This is a genomic window from Bacillus cereus group sp. N31 (genome assembly GCF_016483245.1).
GTDB classification, from domain to species: Bacteria; Bacillota; Bacilli; order Bacillales; family Bacillaceae_G; genus Bacillus_A; species Bacillus_A toyonensis.
On the sequence record NZ_JAEHCH010000006.1, the window covers coordinates 196326 to 216976 of the forward strand.

Below are 20651 nucleotides of genomic sequence, written 5' to 3' on the forward strand. Positions count from 1 at the left end.
CGCACCCGTCTTATAATAATTTTTTGCTATTAACCTGATACTGGTATTAATAGTTTTAAAGTTTTACGCTGATTCACTAAATTTAACAATCGCTTTCTTAATTCCATCTCATCTAACTCTGTATATTCCAAAATTAACTTTTCTATTTCTTCTATACGAACATTCATTTCTTGCCCTACATAAATTCTCGGGTGAACTTGCTTCTCATTCATTTCATCTTCTTTTAGTAATTCTTCAAAAAGCTTCTCTCCTGGGCGTATACCGGTAAATTCTATTCCTATTTCATCCAAAGAGTTTCCTGATAATCGAATGAGATTTTTAGCAAGATCAACTATTTTTACTGGTTCTCCCATATCCAGCACAAAAATTTCTCCTCCTTTAGCTAGCGCCCCAGCTTGCACTACGAGTCTTGATGCCTCCGGAATTGTCATAAAATAACGAACCATATCAGGATGAGTAACTGTAATTGGACCACCATTTTGAATTTGTTTCTTAAATAAAGGTATGACGCTCCCGCGGCTACCTAATACATTTCCAAAACGTACTGTAACAAACTTTGTATGACTTATTTTATCTTTGTGCTGAATGACCATCTCAGCTAATTTCTTTGTTGCACCCATAACACTCGTCGGGTTCACCGCTTTATCGGAAGAAATCATAACAAACGTTCCTACTCCATGTGTTCTCGCTGCCTCTGCTATATTCATAGTTCCAATCAAATTATTTTTAACAGCCTCTTCAGGATTGTTCTCCATTAATGGTACATGTTTATGTGCGGCTGCATGATATACAACATTTGGAAGATGTTTATTCATTATTAAATGCATCTTCTTTTCATCTTGTATATCCGCGATTTCTGGAATAAACACGCCTCTCATATCGTTATATTTTTCATTTAATTCCATTTCTATGGAATAAATACTGTTTTCTCCATGCCCTAATAAAATCAATTTTTTCGGTTTAAATTTCGCAACTTGTCTACAAATTTCCGAACCAATTGATCCACCTGCACCAGTAACTAAAATGACTTTATCCGTTATATAATCTGAAATAATTTCCACATCTAACTCTACAGGATCTCGCCCTAATAAATCTTCTACTTGAACATCTCTAAATTCATTTACTGAAACCTTACCTGTTACTAAGTCTTCTAACATGGGAAGGATTTGAGTTTTTACTTTTGTTTTTAAACAATCCTTTAAAATAACATTTCTCTCTCTCTTGTTTAACGAAGGAATTGCTAAAATAATTATCTCAATATTCAGTTTTTTAATAACGTAATCAATTTGATTCATACCACCTATTACTGGAATCCCCCAAATATCAAGATTATGCTTTTTGACATTATCATCAATAAACGCGACTGGCATTAATTCAGCAGTATTATTCTTCAACAACTGCCTTGCCACCATCGTCCCAGCTGATCCAGCACCAACAATTAACGTTCTTTTTTTATCACCCTTCTTTACATAATAAATATCTCTGTACATTCTCCAAATAAAGCGGGAACCACCAATTAATAAAATATGAATCATCCAAGTTACAACTAACAATCGAAAATACATTTTTTGCATAATGATTTGCTGTACAACCGCTGTAGTAAGTATTGAAAATGTAACGACCTTACATATAATTAGCAACTCTCCTATACTTGCATATTCCAAAGCTTTTTTATACAATTTATAAACAAAAGCAAATAAATGATGACTAACTAATAGAGTGATAGAGCTAATAACTGATGATAAAGTGATAACACTAAAGCTAGCATTTACAAAAAAATAACTAAAAAAAACTGCACTTAATACAATCAGTGAATCCATTAAAAGCAATAACGATATCCTCCGGCGATACGTCATATAACTTCCTCCTTTAATCAATTCCTTACTGAACTCTTTCAAAGTTAAAGTTTCTAACTATATACTCTTTATTAAAAGTACATAGCTAGAAACTTTAATAAAATATGGGCATCTAACCCTCCCTCACATTACACTTTTGATGACTCGCATCTAAGGTTGCTTTCACAACCCACAGTATAATCGAGTGCCTCCATTGATAGCGGTCAGGAGACATCACCACATCACAGTTCTATTATTCTTTCTTTATAACGAACATTTTTATGTACGAAGGTTAAATCTATTATTCTAATCCCCTTTATACTTTCCCATTCAAAATCGCACCCAATATTCTGCTTTTCGTAAAACTTAGCGCTCTTTTCGTTTCAAGCGCATCTTCGCTCACAGTACGATTGTATCGGATCACCAAAAGTACTCCTTCACACTTATCAACTAATACACTCGTATCTGTTACTTCTAATACAGGGGAAGAATCAAATAATATGATGTCATACCGTTCCATTGCCTTTTGAATTAACATATCCATCTCATCTGAACCAAGTACTTCAGATGGATTGAATGGTACTGGACCGCTAGTTAATACATCAAGACGTTCCATCTCTGTTTTTTTTACAGCGCCTTCTAAATTTGTTTTTCCGTTCAATATATCAGTTAATCCAACTGTATTTTCTACTCCAAACATTTCCTGAATCGTGGGTGTTCGTAAATTTGCATCTATTATCAATACTTTTTCACCTTTTTGTGCTATTGAGACTGCTAAATTAACTGTAATCGTTGATTTTCCTTCACCATACCTTGGAGAAGTAATAACTATAGTTCTGCTTTTATGAATAGACGAAGATAATTGAAGGTTTGTTCGAATCGAACGATACTGCTCCGAAATTTTCGATCTTGGAGCTGTATAAGCAATTATACTTTCTCCTTTAACTTTATTTGTTTTTCGTCTATTTTTGTAGGCCACTCCGTTCCATCCCCCAGTACCACTGTATTTTTTTCACTGAATTTGTCTTCCGTATTTTTCCTATTCATTTTAGAAATCCCACCCAAAACAGGGACATCTAACAATTGTTCAATTCGTCGTTCCGATTTGATTCTATCATCAAATGAATCCAATAAAAAAATAAAACCGATACTGAGCACCATACCTACAGAGAACGCAATTAGTATCGTCTTAAAGTGATTTATATTTATAGGCATCGAATGTTTTTGAACTGGGTCTTCTGGTAATATACTCACATTATTAAAATTTAGTATATTTGCTACTTCTTTCTTATAAACAGCCGCTGTCGTATTTGCAATTTTATGTGCAAGTACAGGATCAATATCCACTACATTTATTCTCATAATCTGAGAGCCTTGTACACTTTCTGGACTTATTTGTCCACTTAATGCACCTGCAGATCTGTTAATATTTAATTCAGCCGCTACTTTTTCTAATATTACAGGCTCATTTACCATCGCTTTCAATGTATTCATCGTTTCAGCATTAGCTTGAACAATAACCCTTGCTGAGGAGGCATACAAAGGTGTTTTCATATACATACTATACATCGCTCCCCCTACCGTTGTGAGAGTCGTAAACAACAGTAGTATCCATACCCTTTTCCATATAACAGTAAATAGATTTTTTAAATTTATTTCCTTATTCATTACTTCTCCCCCTCATTTAATACCAATGAGATTCCAGTTGACATTCCCATAAAAAAACAGAAATAAAAGTAATATGTTTTATTTTTCAAATATACAAACATTTCTAATTAATGCCATTTTAGTTCTTTATACAGAACGAGTCAACATAAATTATTCTTGTTAAATGACTTCTTAATTACACCTCATAAATTACGACAATATTCACTGCAATTCATTGTAGATAAATGACGAAAAAGCCCTGATATCGTAGTATCAGGGCTTTTTTTCTTAGTATAGAGATGTATTTCGATTACGTTCTCATTGGTGAACTTGCTTGCGGAATAAATAGTTTAACATGATGCTTTATTTCATATCACCATGTCCCAAAATTTTTTGTTTAACATCTGATAAATCCTTCGCCAACGAGCTAAACGCTTTTGCTTGTTCTTCAATGACTTGTTGGTTTTTTTCAATAACTTTTTGATATTGTTCTTCGCGCTGTTCATTCTTTTTTTGTGTAGTAATAAGCATCCACACAAATAACGCTGCGAATGCTCCTTGTTGAATCATTGAATTTAAGATCTGCTCTTCTATTATTCTCACTCCTTTTCTAATCTAAATAATTACTCATTCGAGTGACTCTAATCTTTTATCATCTTTTAACACCAATATGCCCTTATAGCTATCTCTGTCTTATAATTCTTGCTAAAGCTATCTTTTATGTCATAACTTTATAAAATACAAAAACAGTTACTACTGGAATTTTTATCGAATATCTACAATGTCAAAGTGTTCCTCAGGTGTCCAACGATTCCCACCAATATCAATCCAGCCTTCTTTACGGAAGAATACTGTAAGGGGTTCTTTTGAAGTAATACGTCCTTTGTATGAGCCGTTAATTCCATCATAAAAGTTTACTCCATATCCTTCTGGGTATTTTGATATTGCTTTGAAAGGTCTCCAATAATAATGCTCCGCTTTTACCCAACGGCTTCTACCTAAATCTAACCACACATCATTATCTTCTCCCCAGTACGCACCCCAGTATAATACTTCTGCTGCTGTTGTAAAGTTTCCCTGATAGTTGCCATGTGGTCTATCATGATAGTTAATACCATAACCTTCCCAGTATATTGACTTTGCGAACCCAATCCCTTCTGGTTGCGGTGTACCAACAACGCCACCTTTACCTGTAAACCATTCAAGAGATTTTTCTCCGTTTAAGTAATTTAAATCTACATTACCAGATACGCCCGCAAGACTACCACTTTCCGTATACTGCCATAAGTCACAGTTATAGGCTGGTTTATTTCCATAACGTGGAATCCAAAGGAAATCCGCATTCACAGTATTTAGTCCATAGCTTGTATACATGTGATGTGATACATATAGACCTACTTTCCAGCCAGCTGCACGGCATGTATCAATAAATGCCTGTGAAGCTTTCGCTAAGTTAACTGCTCCACAACTTGCTAATGTATCATCCTCCACATCTAATACTAAAAATTTCGCTTCTTTGTCAGCGCGCGCCATAAAATCGTTCGCTTCTACAATAGCATCCTGAACACTTACATAACATCCATAAGCATAGTGTGCAAATGGGACACCATAGTCTTTACAACCTTGTACATACTCTTTATAACGTGTATCAATTGTCCTTGATCCATATTGTACACGTATAATAGCAAGTTCAAGCTCTTTACTAGCTGCCGCCCAATTTATTGAACCATTGTGATGAGATAAATCTGCAATTTTCTTCATTTCTATTCCTCTTCTTTCCTATATCAAAATTTACGAATAAAAAAACAACTCTTAATAGAGTTGTTTTTTTATCGAATATCTACAATGTCAAAGTGTTCCTCAGGTGCCCAACTATTCCCACCAATATCAATCCAGCCTTCTTTACGGAAGAATACTGTAAGAGGTTCTTTTGAAGTAATACGTCCTTTGTATGAGCCGTTAATTCCATCATAAAAGTTTACTCCATATCCTTCTGGATATTTTGATATTGCTTTGAAAGGTCTCCAATAATAATGCTCCGCTTTTACCCAACGGCTTCTACCTAAATCTAACCACACATCATTATCTTCTCCCCAGTACGCACCCCAGTATAATACTTCTGCTGCTGTTGTAAAGTTTCCCTGATAGTTGCCATGTGGTCTATCATGATAGTTAATACCATAACCTTCCCAGTATATTGACTTTGCGAACCCAATTCCTTCTGGTTGCGGTGTACCAACAGCGCCACCTTTCCCCAAGTAGTCTAATGGATTCACAGCATTACTCTTATTAATATTCCAGCCGCCTTTATGCATTTCAAAATGTAAGTGCTGACCATAAGCCTGTCCCGTTTCTCCCATAACCCCAATTGTTTGTCCTTGTGTAACAGAATCGCCTTCTTTAACTGTACGAGAACCACTTCGCATGTGAGCGTATACAGTTTCCCATGTAACTCCATTAATATTATGAACAATCATAATACATTCACCGTAACTAGATGAAAAATACGAACGACTAACTTTCCCACTAGCCGCTGCATAAATCGGATGATAGCCTGCTTCAGCAAGATCTACCCCATGATGATCTGGTCTGTCACCTCTAAAACCACTTGTTACTCTCGTTGTATTTGTTGGATAAATAAATGTTGCCATATGAATCTTCCTTTCTATTTTATATTGTCTATTTTTATTATTTTTAGATATATTGTAGGTTTTCCAACCTTAAAACGAACAAAACAGAGAATTTCTCCATTGTTATCTACCATCAAAATATTATTCTTTTAACCATAAGTTAAATATTATTAAGATTACCAAAGACTCTTGAAAAACTATTATTTTATATGGCTAATTCTTCTTTCCTACATTACAGTTTAAGTATAAAAAACAACTCTTAGTAGAGTTGTTTTTTATCGAATATCTACAATATCAAAGTGTTCCTCAGGTGCCCAACTATTCCCACCAATATCAATCCAGCCTTCTTTACGGAAGAATACTGTAAGGGGTTCTTTTGAAGTGATACGGCCTTTATATGAACCGTTAATTCCATCGTAAAAGTTTACTCCATATCCTTCTGGATATTTTGATATTGCTTTGAAAGGTCTCCAATAATAATGCTCCGCTTTTACCCAACGGCTTCTACCTAAATCTAACCACACATCATTATCTTCTCCCCAGTACGCACCCCAGTATAATACTTCTGCTGCTGTTGTAAAGTTTCCCTGATAGTTGCCATGTGGTCTATCATGATAGTTAATACCATAGCCTTCCCAGTATATTGACTTCGCGAACCCAATTCCTTCTGGTTGTGGAACACCGCCTGCATTAAAATCTACATATTGTTTAACAATTTCAGCGTAGAAAAAATTACCGCCATTTTTATATCGATAACCACCATTGTACGCAACAGCGATAGGATGACTATATTTAACCATAGCACCAGTTGTATTTCCAAGTGATGGCGCAACAACCGTCTTAGAATACAGATCTGCCACCGGTAATGAATGTTGTTTATTGTTAGAAGCTAACCAGCGAAGATAAGCTCGTCCAAAATTATATGATTGAACAATGGCACTTAAATCTGTAATACCATTTTTCTTTGCATCATCAAAAGCTCCTTTTAAATGCTTTACTCCGTAATACACTGAATCTTTAGGATTCTTGATTGTATTCATTGCCCATCCTTGTGATTCACTTGACTGCATAATATCCGGTGTTGTTTCAGAGTTCCCTCCACTTTCCACCATAATAATTCCAAGTACGTAAGGAACTAATTCCGAAACACCTTGTGCAGCACATTCACTTTCTACCATTGATTGCCAACGTAACACTTGTTGTGGCAGATTCTTTGTTTTAACTGAAGCAGCTAATATACTCATTACTAAACATCTCCTTATTTTCCTATTATTTTTGTCTAAAAAACTACTACTTCACTACATATGGTTATCAGCCAAATACCCATTAATCTATAAAATCACTTCATGTTGCTCACCTTCTTTCACAACAAAAAGAGCAACCATAAAAATAGTTGCTCTTTCGTCGAAATCTTATATTACTACTATAAATCACTTTTTCAATACTTTCTGTACACCGCATGTACCCTACAAAAAGGTAACATTAAAATCCATCTAAAAACTTGACAATTTTTCTTATTTCAGCGTGTTTGCGTCGAATATAGCCTGTACTATAATGCAATTCAAATGCTATTTGTTCTAAGGTCATTCCATCAACATATTTCATTTTAAGTATTTGATGATCCAGTCCTGCAAACTTATTCATCAAAAGCTTTAAATCATATTCTTCATTCATCTTATGAGCTAATTCATATTCAATTGCTTCAACCCGGTCTTCTACCTTAGCCCCTTCTGACTCAGCGGTTAATCGTACATTTTGCAAGTCCCCACTAGTCCAGCGCTTTAATTCCGCTTTTGATTTGTCTAAGTTGTATTCTAAATAAGCGATTTCTTCTTCTAGCTTCTTATAATCTTTGAGCCATTCAAACATCTGACGATTCACCTACTTCCTTTTTGTAAATTTAAATACTACTAATTTAATAAAACTTATATCTTTATTGGCTTTTTCAATCTTTGTTATTTGTAGAACATCTTTCATTTAATAAACACAACCATTTCCTACTATTTATAAATTCATTTTCTCTTTAGAATTCCAATACTGTAATTAACTCCTGAATAGATAATGAAAAACACCCTTCGAACAATCCTTGTAAGACATTAATAATCAAACAGAAATCACAAATTGTTAATACTTGCTCCAAACATTCACGAATATCTTCAAAGATGTTTAATATACCTCAAACATCTTTGAAGAATATAATCATTTAATCTTAGCATTAAGATAATACATTTTTAAACACCAAAGTCGTCGACCATTTCATCTTTTCTTAAGACTTATATTTATTTAATACCTCTTTTAATCTCTCACGCTCTTCCTCAGTATACTGCGCGGGTTTTCTTTCCACTTCTTGATTCGTGTGTTCGTCATCTTTATATAACCAATCTGGGACAAGCTCTTTTCTAGTCGAATAATTTCTACCTGATTCATTAAATTTCTTATTCTTACTCATTTTGAAACGTCTATCTAGCGCGGTCACATCAGCAAATGTTTTAACTTTTTGCTCCTTCCAATTACTCAATATAGCTTTAACGTAGTTCCATCTTGGTGCATTCTCATCAATAGCTTTATTAGTTGCATACTGAATTAACTCACTACTAAACAAATCACAAAAATCGCCTAACTCCGTAAATGCAATTTCACTTAACGGAATGCCTCTCTCTTTTAAAAAATTATAATTTTTTTTAAACTCTCTACCGAATAATATATGAGATTCTAATTTATCCTTATCATCATGATTAGTATTTTGTATTTTAGTATTTAGTTTATTAATATTTAGTAGTGTCGGATTTTCCTCATATGGCTTTCCTACATCTTGCTTTTCCACTTGTGGAATTCTCTTTTGTGGTGTTTCATAAATTTCCGTATCCCATCTTTTAATTTTTTTTGTATTTTCATCACGAACGGGATAACGCTTTACATAGCCTAATTCTTTTAGTTCTTTAAAACCTGTACGTAGTGAATCTTCTCCATCCTTTGCATGTTGAGCTAATTCACTAATATGAAAAGTCCAATCATCTGGTAGTGTAAGTGTATAAGCCAAAATTCCTTTTGCCTTCCATGACAACCTTTTATCTTTTAAACCAGTATTATTTATGACGGAATAATTACTATCTTTTTTCACTCGAATAATCCCCATACTAGTCACCTCATAAATTCTCAAAATCGATATTCAATGTTATACTTATTCAGAGATATTTTTTTATAGAATCCGCTGCAACGGATTCTTTTCTTATGTACTCATTTAAATCCATCATGCTATCCATATTTTTTCTCCTAAATCTTTCTTATTCCTCAAATTCAACATCAACTTGAATTTCGATATTCATAGAAATTTCTTGTGTTATACGAATAACATTTGGACTTATTCCTTTTTGGATAAGCTTTTTAATCTGCTGTTTTGCAGCATCTTTTGTTTTAAATTCACTGACAGTTGGTAGACCTACTAAATTGCCAGTAATCACTAAAATTTTCCGTTGCATGTTTCTTCCTCCTATTGAAATTCTGCCATATTTATTTGTGAGTTTTTAACTTTAATTTCTTCATTTAAAACTGTTGGAATTGAATATTCTTCATTAATTATTTGTATAGCTCTATCCAAATGATTACGTTTAATAGCTTTATAACTATTCACACCAAACTCTCGATGTAATTGACTATAAATATCGCTATACAGCTTTTTTCTAAGACTGTTATCCTGATAAGAATTCGAATTTTTACCCCCCAGTAACAAAACACCTAACCTTTTTACAGCCTTTGTTATTTCGTCACATTCAATGGCGTATAGCGGAGCGTTTTCTCGTAACCCCTTCACTTCAGTCTTAATCTCTTGTATTTCTTGCGTATGTCCTTCTAAAGCTGCAAACGTTAACTTTAGGACTCCCATAGCATCCTTTGGTATTTTGTTCTGACTTTGTATATACCTCCTCATCCGTTTGAACTCTTCAATACATTTTATTTTCGTTTGCACAGATTCTCTAGAGTTATACCCCATAGCAAGTAATACGAAAGCTTCTTCAGTTAAATTGTATTTAGACATGCGCTCACCCTGTGAATTGATATAAGTGGACTCGTAAAAATTTCCTTGCGCAAATTCTTCACCCGCATATACAATATTTTTACGAATATCCTCCAAAACATAGTAATGATCTTTCCCGAACGTTTTCGCAATTACCAAACTATCCGTTACTACCTCACCATTAACTTCAAATACTAGTTCACTATGTACTAATACTTCGGTTAAGTGATCCATTCTTATCTCCTCCTCATCTTTAATTTTCAATTACCTTCCTTACATTTACATACCCTCACATCAAGTGTTATTATTTACCAGTTTCCTTGAACATTAACCAATCCTCAACATTCAAATTATGTGATTTAATATAAAATATTTCCTTAACTCTACAATAAAGCTTTGCTTAATAATTTCGTTATCGAGTTAAAAATTCAATATTTTATGTTCCAAAAAAGTAGGGTTTCTTTTCACACTACAATTCGGTTTGTTTTCTTCAAATTCAAAAAGATATTCTAAATTATGATCAGGAAAAAAGGTTTCCTTAATTTCAAGAGCCTCATCATAATAAAAACGAAATTTACCATTAATTTTGTCGCACACTGTTGCGTAGCGAAGATTCAGATGCGAAGAGATTTGGCTAATTACAATCCCTTTTCTCGCCATCTCTGCACGCAGATTCGGATACATTAGCTCACCTCCTTAATTTTTATACGAAATTGCGTTCATTCACAATTTAATATATACGCATTTCCGTACAAAGTCAATGGGATAAAAGGAAAAACATACTCAATATCGTATGAAATACTATTTACTTATACATTCAGCTAAGTTATGATAGTAACAAATATACTCAATATCGTATACATTTTATATGAAGGATGGTGAAGTTTATGGAAAAAGCAAAGATTGTAACACGCTTAATAAAAGAAGCTGGATATAGCAAAAGAGCTTTCGCAGAAAAAATCGGGCTCCCTCCCACAACACTGCAATCAATGTTATCAAGAGGAATCGGTAAAGCATCTGTTGATAATGTAATAAAAGTTTGTAAGGGATTAGGGATCACTACTGATGATTTAGAGGTGCTCACAACTAAAGGGCATAATACAGTTAAAGAAGAAGTTTCTATTTATGAAACCATTCAAAACGACCAATCAAACATTATCCATATCCCAATCATTGGTTCTGTCGCAGCCGGTACACCTATATTCGCTGAAGAAAATATCGAAGGTTATTTACCAATGCTAAGTACATTTTTAAATAAGCGTAAAAAGTATTTTTATCTTACTGTAAAAGGCACTAGCATGAATCTCGAATTCCCTGATGGTTCTTATGTTCTGGTAGAAGAAACTCCTTATGTTGAGAATGGGCAAATTGCTGTTGTAAAAGTCAATGGTTATGATGCAACTGTGAAAAAAATCTCAAAATCTGGAAGCATCATTACTTTAATACCATTGAGTAATGATCCTATCCATAAACCACAGACTTACGACCTTTCAGCTGAAGATGTAAAAATCATTGGTCGCGTTGTACAAGCAGTAAAAAATTATTAAATTTTTAGCGCTAGCAATTTATTAAAAAAAGAACCGATTCTAATAAAGGTTTATTGGAATTACCATCTCTATTATTAAGATACTCTTATACTGAAGATTTTTAGTGGCTGTTTTGTGGTTTCTTTTCATTTTGCGCCACTTGAAGTTAACTTTATAAAAAAGAAAAAGCCCTGATACCGTAGTATCAGGGCTTTTTTCTCTCTTAGTATAGAGACATATATTGATCGCGTTCCCATTGGTGAACTTGTGTGCGGAAGATATCCCACTCAATCTCTTTTGCTTCGATGAAGTGCTCAAGTAAATGTTCTCCTAGTGCACTGCATACTACTTCATTAGATTGTAATGTAACTAACGCTTGCGCTAATGTTGCTGGTAAGTCAACGATACCTGCTTCTTCCCGCTCTTCTTTTGTCATTACATAGATGTTACGGTCTACTGCAGCTGGTGGAGTTAATTTATTTTTAATTCCGTCAAGACCTGCAGCTAATAATGTAGCCATTACTAAATATGGGTTTGCAGCTGGGTCAACACTACGTACTTCTACGCGTGTACTAATACCACGAGATGCAGGGATACGTACTAATGGGCTACGGTTTTGTGCAGACCATGCTACGTAACAAGGAGCTTCATATCCAGGTACTAAACGTTTGTAAGAGTTTACAGTTGGGTTTGCTACCGCTGTAAATGCTGGTGCATGTTTTAAAATACCTGCGATAAAGTGACGAGCATCATCACTTAATTGTAAATCACCGTTTTGATCGAAGAATACGTTCTCACCATTTTTAAATAATGATAAGTTACAGTGCATACCTGAACCGTTCACACCGTATAATGGTTTTGGCATAAATGTTGCATGTAAACCATGTTTACGAGCAATTGTTTTTACAACAAGTTTGAATGTTTGAATGTCATCACATGAGCGAATTGCATTTGCATATTTAAAGTCAATTTCGTGTTGACCTGGTGCAACTTCATGGTGAGACGCTTCAATTTCAAAGCCCATTTCTTCAAGCTCAAGAACGATATCACGACGACAGTTTTCCCCTAGATCCATCGGCGCAAGGTCGAAGTATCCACCGTTATCGTTTAATTCTAATGTTGGATTTCCTTTTTCATCAACTTTGAATAGGAAGAATTCTGGCTCTGGTCCAAGATTGAAATCTGAGAATCCTAAAGCTTCCATTTCTTTTAATACACGTTTTAAATTGTTACGTGGATCTCCGTCAAATGGAGCACCATCTGCAGTATAAATATCACAGATTAAACGCGCTACTTTACCTTTTTCAGCTGTCCAAGGGAAAATTACCCAAGTATCTAAATCCGGATATAAATACATATCAGATTCTTCAATACGTACGAAACCTTCAATAGAAGATCCATCAAACATCATTTTGTTATCAAGAGCTTTTGTTAATTGGCTCACTGGAATTTCTACGTTTTTAATTACTCCTAAAAGGTCCGTAAATTGCAGACGGATATACTTTACATTCTCTTCTTTCGCCAAACGGAAAATATCTTCTTTTGTGTACCTAGCCATTATAAATTCCTCCTTAGTCCCTCTAAACACCTTCAGAATCAGTTATCTTTAGTGAAAAAACCTTGAAATGTCACCTTGTCGCAATGAAGTTCGATTAAATCTACCTGTATGTTGTAGTTCATCTCGAAGTATTTTGCGAAGCTCCGTTTTGGAAATTTCTTTCGTTTCTTCTTTTATTTTCACTGCTTCTGTTTGATTTTCTTTCATTAGTAACACTTGCTTAATACCAGCCATATTTAAGCCTTGATCTAATAAATCTTTAATCTCTAACAACTTATCTACATCGTTAAATGAAAATAATCTACGATTCCCCTTTGTACGGGTTGGAGAAACAAGATTATGCTCTTCATAGTAGCGAATTTGACGTGCAGACAATTGTGTTAAATCCATAACAATACCAATAGGAAACAGCGGGGCAGAACGTCTATCTTCTTTCATTGTTTCAGTTCCTCCTTCGCCTTAACTGCTTCTCATTTTATATTATGTTATGTTTAGTGTCAATAGATGTTAGCTTTTCTTACATGATTTTTTTAGGTTTTTTTTCATTCTTTTTTCTAATGGCACAAATCATTACTTTTACACGAAAAAAGCTGCCGAAATCGACAGCTTCTCTTTAAGAAATTGTTAATAATTTTTTTTCAATTAACGCATCAATTGCAGAACAAATTGCAATCTTCACATGAGAATACGTTAATCCACCCTGTACATAGGCAACGTAAGGTGGACGAATTGGGCCATCAGCCGACAATTCAATACTTGCACCTTGAATAAACGTTCCCGCAGCCATAATTACATCATCTTCATAACCCGGCATATAGTTTGCGTACGGAGTGAAGTGAGAATTAATCGGAGATGCATATTGAATCGCTTGACAAAAGGCAACCATACGATCTTTATCATCGAATTGAACAGATTGAATTAAGTCCGTTCTTGGCGCATTCCACGCTGGTGACGTGTTCATTCCTAACTTTTCTAAAAATGCCGCTGTAAAGATTGCACCTTTTAGTGCTTGTCCCGCTACATGCGGCGCTAAGAAGAACCCTTGGTACATTTCTTGTAAACTGTATAAAGATGCCCCTGCTTCAGCACCAATCCCTGGAGATGTTAAACGATATGCACATGCTTCAACATATTGTTCTTTCCCAACAATGTAACCACCAGTTTTAACGATTCCACCGCCTGGGTTTTTAATAAGCGAGCCCGCCATTAAATCTGCACCTACATGGCACGGCTCTTGTTCTTCAATAAACTCGCCATAACAGTTGTCAACAAATACAACTACATCAGGTTTAATTTCCTTAACAAACGAAATCATCTCTTTAATTTGAGAAATAGTAAACGACGGACGAGTAGCATATCCCTTTGAGCGCTGAATACCAATCATCTTCGTATTACTATGAATCGCAGCCGCAACAGCTTCAAAGTCCACAAGCCCCTCTTCCGTTAACGAAACTGCGTTATAACCGATATTATATTCTTTAAATGACCCTACACCTTTTCCGCGTACACCAACGATTTCCTCTAACGTATCATACGGTTTCCCCGTTATGTATAGTAGCTCATCTCCCGGACGTAAAATACCAAATAAAGCTGTTGAAATCGCATGAGTCCCCGAAATAATTTGCGGACGAACAAGACCCGCTTCCGCTCCAAATACATCAGCATACACTTTTTCTAATGTGTCACGACCAATATCGTCATATCCATAGCCAGTCGTTGGAATAAAATGCGAGTCACTAATTTTATGTTTACGAAAACTTTCTAATACACGAAATTGATTACTTTCAATCACTTCATCTGCACGTTTATGCACTTCTGTAATTTGACTTTCTACTTCTTTTACAATAGGAGCCATTTTTTCTCCATTTTTTAAACGATCAAACATTATCATTTTCTCCTTCTTCCACTAAAAATCGCTTTAACTGCCCATTATATGGCGAATAGGCAAATATATATCCTGTACAATTATATACAAATTTATCTTCCAGAAATTCCATCTTTGTTAATAGAGTTTCCGTCTTTAATAACGTTAACAACTTACCTTCACTCGGAGGAATCTCCACTTGATATGGATCCATTTCTTCCTTCATTTTCGTTTCTATCGCTTCTTTTATATGTAATAAATCGCTTTCTTCAAAAGCACTAGTCATTAAGAAGTCGCTTTTCGGAAACGGAATAAAATTTTGATGTAATGCATCTTTTTTATTGTATAACGTAATAATCGGAATATGATTAATTTCAAGTTCTGACAATAACTTCTTTACCGTTTTCTCATGCCCTACATAGTTTGGATCTGCAGAATCAACAACATGTAAAATAACATCTGCTTCACCAGCTTCTTCTAGTGTTGAACGAAAAGCTGCAATTAACGACGTAGGTAAATCTTGTATAAAACCAACCGTATCAGTTAGCAACACTGTATAACCAGAAGGTAACGGCATCTTCCTTGTTGTCGGATCTAACGTTGCAAACAATAAGTTTTCTTCAAACGTATCCGCTTCCGTTAATCTATTAAATAGCGTCGATTTCCCTGCATTTGTATATCCTATTAATGAAACTTGAAATACTTTATTGTCTTTTCTTCTCTCACGGTATCTTTTTCGATGTTCCACAACAACCGCAAGTTGTTTCTTTATTTCATCAATACGCGATCGAATATGACGACGATCCGTCTCAAGTTTCGTCTCACCCGGCCCTCTTGTTCCAATACCACCACCAAGACGTGACAAAGACAAACCTTGCCCCATTAGACGCGGCATTGTATATTGCAACTGGGCTAACTCCACTTGAAGCTTACCCTCTCTCGACTTCGCACGTTGCGCAAAAATATCTAATATGAGTTGCGTTCGATCGATCACTCTTGCATCTAATACTGAGGATAAATTCCGAATTTGACTCGGCGTTAACTCGTTATTAAATATAATAACATCCGGCTCTAATTCTTCCGTTAACATTGTAAGCTCTTCTAATTTACCTTTACCTATATAAGTCACTGGATGAAACTTCGGTCGTTTTTGCGTTGTTGACACTAACACTTTCGCTCGCGCAGTCTTTGCTAACGATGCAAGTTCTTTCATGGAATGCATAAACTGTTCATCGTCATCTTGCTGTAATTGACAGCCTACTAATATGACTTTTTCTTTTTCTTCCATCAAATATGTTCACTCATCCTTTTCGAAATTTAAACCTTCTAATATAATAGCAGAGGAAGCACATTTCATCTAGTTAGCGGGGGAGAAAATTCATGGCATGGGAGATTTTTAGCATCATAGGCACAATCGCATTCGCACTAAGCGGAGCCATTGTTGCAATGGAAGAGGATTATGACATTTTCGGGGTGTATATTTTAGGAATGGCAACCGCATTTGGGGGAGGTGCCCTTCGTAATTTACTAATCGGTTATCCGATTGTCGCGTTTTGGCAACAAGACATGTTATTCCAAATCGCACTTTTATCAATGACAATTATTTTTCTTTTTCCAAATAAATTAATTAAACATTGGAAAAAATGGGAAAACATCACTGACGCTATCGGCTTATCAGCATTCGCCGTACAAGGGGCATTATATGCTCAAAAACTAAATTTACCTATTAGCGCTACAATCGTAGCAGCTGTTTTAACCGGTATTGGTGGCGGTATTATTCGCGATCTTTTAGCCCGTAGAAAACCTCTCGTCCTTCGAGCTGAAGTATATGCTTTTTGGACAATTCTAGCAGGCTTCTTAATTGGGGCTCAAATTATTGTTAGTGATTGGGCTCTTTACACCTTATTCATTTTAATTGTTTGCTTCCGCATGCTTTCTATTCATTACAAATGGCATTTACCGCATCGACGTATCGACACAAACGAACGTTCAATGCATAAATAGCAATTCTAACCTCTTTACATATCGTAAAGAGGTTTTTCTTTTCTAACGATTTTTTCTTTACTTAATGTTTATACTAATTTTTAAAGTGAGGTGAATACAAATGACAAACCACGTTAATAAAGGAGCTCAAAAAAGCTCAGTAAACCAATTTGGGCACGATTCTAATTCAGCACACGAAAAGAGCGCTAAAATGGAACGCTTCCATAAATCTCACCAAGAAAAAGAAAAAAAAGAATAAACGAACATATGCACAAAAAACAGACGCACAGTTTATGTACTGTGCGTCTCCTCTTCCAACATTAAATCAACACTTGATATTCCAATTAAATCATACTTATCATACGTATCTTCTTGCAACAACCGCATAGCCTGTGTACGAATCGATTTTTCAACAATATTCCGTACGTATCGGCCATTACTAAACGATGTAATTTGCGACGAATACTTTACAGCATGTAAATGATCTCTAAATTTCCATTCCGCTTCCTTTGATAACTGGTATTCACGCTCTTCATACATTCTCTTCCCAATTTCCAACAACTGATTTACCGAATAGTCCGCAAACTCAATAATAAACGGAAAACGAGATTGCAGTCCTGGATTTAACGAAAGGAAGTGATTCATCTCTCTTGAATACCCAGCCAAAATCAATACAAAACCATGTTGTTTATCCTCCATATGCTTTACGAGCGTATCAATTGCTTCCTTCCCAAAATCCTTCTCTCCACCTCGAGCTAAAGAATACGCCTCATCAATAAACAAAATACCTCCCATTGCTTTTTTTATTAAATCTCTTGTTTTTTGAGCCGTATGGCCAATGTATTCTCCTACAAGATCAGCACGTTCCGCTTCAACTAAATGCCCTTTTGATAGAATATTCATCTCAAACAACAATTTCCCTATCATTCTAGCAACAGTTGTCTTTCCTGTACCTGGATTCCCTTTAAACAACATATGGAGTACTTGCTTCTCAGATTTCAATCCCATTTCTTGTCTTTTTTTATTTACATAAATCCAAGCATATATTTCTTTTATTATCTTTTTTATATCATCCATCCCAACGAGTTTCCCCATCTCTTCTTCAATTCTTTGCAGCATCTCATGTTTAATTGTAGTTTCATTTGAAATTTCCGTTTTATTTTCTGATGCTGGTAAAGAAATTTTCTTTCGATGGTTTAACACAATATTAATTTGATTATTATTTTTCTTTCGCATCGATTGTTCCATACAATCACCTCATTTTATCCCGCAATTTGCAGGCAGTAAGACTCCCACCTCAAAATTCAGCAAATGTGAGGAAGTTAGGCGGGGGATAACTGCCCGTAAATGCCCAATTGGTGTGGGCTGATAATCAGCGGAGGATGAACAAACCCCCCACTGATTAAAGTTTCACTTTATCCACTCAACACATATTATTATTCCCGTCCTTCTTACAAATGCCTATTTTCAGAAAAGTTTGCTATAATATAAGAAATAATTAAGGTGGTGGGACTATGGAGACAACGGAATTCCATGATACAATACAAGCCTTTTCTATTTTTTTATTGAATAAAGGCCGAAAAACCTCAACCATTAAACGTTATGTTTATGACATTGAAGATTTCGGACATTGGTTAGAAAAAAACAAAAAGCTCCCTTCCAGTAATATATGGGCTACACTTTGTACAAAAGACTACGAAGATTACTTTTCTGACTTAAAAACGAATCGACACTACTCAGAAAAGACGATGCATCGTGTATTTATTGTACTAAATAGAATGAATCATTTCCTAAACATCCCTAATCCATTAAAGAATATGGAAATTTCCATTCAACCAGATCGCGCACTACGAAATGAAGATTTTATTTCATCTAATGAAGAAAAAAAATTAAAGCGTATCGTCACTTCATTGGAAGGACTATCAGAAAAACAACGTCCTGTACGACCTTTATTGATGGATCGTAATATCACTATTTTAAACCTATTAATTGACTATGGTTTATCCCTACAAGAGCTTACAGCATTAACTATGTATCACGTTCACTTTGAAACTAATACATTATCTATCCCAGCAACCGCAGGAGTGGAAAGAACGATTACATTAACAAAAGAAGACAAAAAGCAATTATACACATACTACAAAAGCATCCCTGAACCCGTTCGTCCAAAATACCATAGTAATGACCCACTGTTTGTCGCATTCGATTTTAACCGCGGAACATACAGATGGGTATACGAGAATGATTCACCGAAGGGATTAACAGAAATCGCTATCCAAAAAATGATTCGCCTTGAAGTAGCTAGAGCTAATTTACGCAAAGGCATCTCAGGACAACACTTTCGTAACACCTATATTTTAAACTTAATAAAAAAAGAAACGCCGGAATCAGAAATTATAAAACTAGCTGGATTCAAATCAAAAGTTTCACTAAAACGATATTATAAATACGCAGAAAATAGAAAAAACGCCTTATTGTAAGGCGTTTTTTCTATTTTTTTCTTTAAACAAACGATTTTACTATGACCATTTAACTAATTTTTGCATTTACTATGATGAGTTTCATTCACATTCTCATTAGAAAGGAGAGATTTAATGTCTCGTTATGACGACAGTCAAAACAAATTCTCCAAACCATGCTTTCCAAGTAGTGCCGGGCGAATCTCAAACACACCATCCATCCCAATTTCTAAAGCACAAATTAGAACATTTCGAGCGATTATTAACGATTTAATTAAAATAATTCCAAAACTTTTCGCCAATCCATCTCCTAAAAACATCGAAGATTTAATTGATACATTAAACCTACTAAGTAAGTTCATCTGTTCGCTAGACGCTACTTCCTCCCTGAAAGCGCAAGGATTAGCTATTATAAAAAACTTAATAACTATATTAAGAAATCCAACCTTCGTAGCAAGTGCTGTATTTGTTGAACTCCAAATTTTAATTAATTATTTACTTTACATTACAAAGTTATTCCGGATCGATCATTGTACACTCCAAGAACTCCTTAAATTAATTGCAGAGTTACAAACTACTCTAGTTAATTCAGCTTCGTTCGGCAGAGGGCCTACTGGACCTACTGGACCTCGGGGTAACACGGGCGCTACCGGTGCTACTGGACCTCGAGGTAACACGGGTGCTACCGGTGCTACCGGTGCTACTGGACCTACTGGACCTACTGGACCTCGAGGTAACACGGGCGCTACCGGTGCTACTGGACCTACTGGACCTCGAGGTAACACGGGTGCTACCGGTGCTACTGGGCCTACTGGACCTCGAGGTAACACGGGCGCTACCGGCGCTACTGGACCTCAAGGTAACACGGGGGCTACTGGTGCCACTGGCGCTACCGGACCTCAAGGTGTTCAAGGTAACACAGGTGCTACCGGTGCCACGGGACCTCAAGGTGTTCAAGGTAACACAGGTGCTACTGGTGCCACTGGCGCTACTGGACCTCAAGGTGTTCAAGGTAACACAGGTGCTACCGGTGCCACTGGCGCTACTGGACCTCAAGGCGTTCAAGGTAACACAGGTGCTACTGGTGCTACCGGTGCCACCTGTCTCTTATACACATCTCCGAGCCCACGAGAC

At 35.6% G+C, this 20651-nt stretch carries 22 protein-coding genes; 5 read left to right on the plus strand and 17 right to left on the minus strand.

Annotated elements, in window-relative coordinates; genetic code table 11:
• Nucleotides 1-29 precede the first annotated feature (29 nt).
• The 12 genes from JDS81_RS11350 to JDS81_RS11405 all read right to left on the minus strand — a co-directional run bounded on the left by JDS81_RS11350 (nucleotide 30) and on the right by JDS81_RS11405 (nucleotide 10811).
• Nucleotides 30-1856, minus strand: a complete 1827-nt coding sequence (locus JDS81_RS11350) for a polysaccharide biosynthesis protein (RefSeq protein WP_000222376.1) — start codon at nucleotides 1854-1856, stop codon at nucleotides 30-32.
• 295 nt (nucleotides 1857-2151) lie between these two features.
• A complete protein-coding gene (locus tag JDS81_RS11355; protein WP_000323600.1) occupies nucleotides 2152-2814 on the minus strand; it encodes a CpsD/CapB family tyrosine-protein kinase in 663 nt (220 codons plus the stop codon).
• Nucleotides 2763-3503, minus strand: a complete 741-nt coding sequence (locus JDS81_RS11360) for a YveK family protein (RefSeq protein ID WP_097953739.1) — start codon at nucleotides 3501-3503, stop codon at nucleotides 2763-2765. Before JDS81_RS11360 ends, JDS81_RS11355 begins: the two co-directional genes overlap by 52 nt.
• Before the next feature lie 342 nt (nucleotides 3504-3845).
• A complete protein-coding gene (locus JDS81_RS11365; RefSeq protein ID WP_073990767.1) occupies nucleotides 3846-4076 on the minus strand; it encodes a BhlA/UviB family holin-like peptide in 231 nt (76 codons plus the stop codon).
• A 171-nt stretch (nucleotides 4077-4247) separates the two neighbouring features.
• Nucleotides 4248-5243, minus strand: coding sequence for a GH25 family lysozyme (locus JDS81_RS11370; protein WP_199688514.1), 996 nt, complete (start codon nucleotides 5241-5243; stop codon nucleotides 4248-4250).
• 68 nt (nucleotides 5244-5311) lie between these two features.
• Nucleotides 5312-6133, minus strand: a complete 822-nt coding sequence (locus JDS81_RS11375; RefSeq protein WP_085450476.1) for a M23 family metallopeptidase — start codon at nucleotides 6131-6133, stop codon at nucleotides 5312-5314.
• Nucleotides 6134-6387: 254 nt separating this feature from the next.
• On the minus strand, nucleotides 6388-7356 hold the full coding sequence (locus tag JDS81_RS11380) for a lysozyme family protein (protein WP_000025073.1): 969 nt from the start codon (nucleotides 7354-7356) through the stop codon (nucleotides 6388-6390).
• 238 nt (nucleotides 7357-7594) lie between these two features.
• The gene (locus JDS81_RS11385; RefSeq protein ID WP_097955207.1) at nucleotides 7595-7981 is read right to left on the minus strand and encodes a hypothetical protein; all 387 of its coding nucleotides are present in this window, start codon (nucleotides 7979-7981) and stop codon (nucleotides 7595-7597) included.
• 397 nt (nucleotides 7982-8378) lie between these two features.
• Nucleotides 8379-9248: a DnaD domain protein gene (locus tag JDS81_RS11390; RefSeq protein ID WP_097955208.1), complete on the minus strand. Its 870-nt coding sequence runs from the start codon at nucleotides 9246-9248 to the stop codon at nucleotides 8379-8381.
• Nucleotides 9249-9396: 148 nt separating this feature from the next.
• Nucleotides 9397-9591: a hypothetical protein gene (locus JDS81_RS11395; RefSeq protein WP_001189063.1), complete on the minus strand. Its 195-nt coding sequence runs from the start codon at nucleotides 9589-9591 to the stop codon at nucleotides 9397-9399.
• A gap of 11 nt (nucleotides 9592-9602) precedes the next feature.
• Nucleotides 9603-10361, minus strand: coding sequence for an ORF6C domain-containing protein (locus JDS81_RS11400; protein ID WP_097955210.1), 759 nt, complete (start codon nucleotides 10359-10361; stop codon nucleotides 9603-9605).
• Nucleotides 10362-10547: 186 nt separating this feature from the next.
• Nucleotides 10548-10811 (minus strand): helix-turn-helix domain-containing protein, encoded by a 264-nt coding sequence (locus JDS81_RS11405; RefSeq protein WP_016108936.1) that lies wholly within the window; start codon nucleotides 10809-10811, stop codon nucleotides 10548-10550.
• A 203-nt stretch (nucleotides 10812-11014) separates the two neighbouring features.
• On the opposite strand from JDS81_RS11405, the gene JDS81_RS11410 reads away from it, so the two are divergent.
• The gene (locus JDS81_RS11410) at nucleotides 11015-11674 is read left to right on the plus strand and encodes a LexA family protein (protein ID WP_097955211.1); all 660 of its coding nucleotides are present in this window, start codon (nucleotides 11015-11017) and stop codon (nucleotides 11672-11674) included.
• A gap of 202 nt (nucleotides 11675-11876) precedes the next feature.
• Here the strand turns inward: JDS81_RS11410 and glnA are convergent, their stop codons facing one another.
• The 4 genes from glnA to hflX all read right to left on the minus strand — a co-directional run bounded on the left by glnA (nucleotide 11877) and on the right by hflX (nucleotide 16363).
• Nucleotides 11877-13211 carry a type I glutamate--ammonia ligase gene (gene glnA, locus JDS81_RS11415; protein WP_000135333.1) on the minus strand — a complete coding sequence of 445 codons (1335 nt, stop codon included), beginning with the start codon at nucleotides 13209-13211 and terminating at the stop codon, nucleotides 11877-11879.
• A 48-nt stretch (nucleotides 13212-13259) separates the two neighbouring features.
• Nucleotides 13260-13649 carry a transcriptional repressor GlnR gene (gene glnR, locus JDS81_RS11420; protein ID WP_000656782.1) on the minus strand — a complete coding sequence of 130 codons (390 nt, stop codon included), beginning with the start codon at nucleotides 13647-13649 and terminating at the stop codon, nucleotides 13260-13262.
• Between the two features lie 175 nt (nucleotides 13650-13824).
• Entirely contained in the window at nucleotides 13825-15096 is a 1272-nt protein-coding gene (locus JDS81_RS11425) for a methionine gamma-lyase family protein (protein ID WP_097955213.1), read from the minus strand.
• Nucleotides 15089-16363 (minus strand): GTPase HflX, encoded by a 1275-nt coding sequence (gene hflX / locus JDS81_RS11430; RefSeq protein WP_000391424.1) that lies wholly within the window; start codon nucleotides 16361-16363, stop codon nucleotides 15089-15091. The genes JDS81_RS11425 and hflX overlap by 8 nt, the downstream gene beginning before the upstream one ends.
• A 92-nt stretch (nucleotides 16364-16455) precedes the next feature.
• Here hflX and JDS81_RS11435 point away from each other — a divergent pair, with 92 nt between their 5' ends.
• Together JDS81_RS11435 and JDS81_RS11440 are read left to right on the plus strand one after the other, a co-directional pair.
• Complete coding sequence (locus JDS81_RS11435) at nucleotides 16456-17079, plus strand: trimeric intracellular cation channel family protein (RefSeq protein ID WP_000312263.1); 624 nt, start codon at nucleotides 16456-16458, stop codon at nucleotides 17077-17079.
• Between the two features lie 100 nt (nucleotides 17080-17179).
• Nucleotides 17180-17317, plus strand: coding sequence for a hypothetical protein (locus JDS81_RS11440; RefSeq protein WP_000181509.1), 138 nt, complete (start codon nucleotides 17180-17182; stop codon nucleotides 17315-17317).
• Nucleotides 17318-17349: 32 nt separating this feature from the next.
• Here JDS81_RS11440 and spoVK read toward each other — a convergent pair whose 3' ends face one another.
• Entirely contained in the window at nucleotides 17350-18306 is a 957-nt protein-coding gene (gene spoVK / locus JDS81_RS11445) for a stage V sporulation protein K (RefSeq protein ID WP_000438193.1), read from the minus strand.
• 266 nt (nucleotides 18307-18572) lie between these two features.
• Here spoVK and JDS81_RS11450 point away from each other — a divergent pair, with 266 nt between their 5' ends.
• Together JDS81_RS11450 and JDS81_RS11455 are read left to right on the plus strand one after the other, a co-directional pair.
• Nucleotides 18573-19538, plus strand: coding sequence for a tyrosine-type recombinase/integrase (locus tag JDS81_RS11450; protein ID WP_000450334.1), 966 nt, complete (start codon nucleotides 18573-18575; stop codon nucleotides 19536-19538).
• A gap of 114 nt (nucleotides 19539-19652) precedes the next feature.
• The coding region (locus tag JDS81_RS11455) for a collagen-like repeat preface domain-containing protein (protein WP_199688515.1) at nucleotides 19653-20651 on the plus strand (999 nt) is incomplete at its 3' end.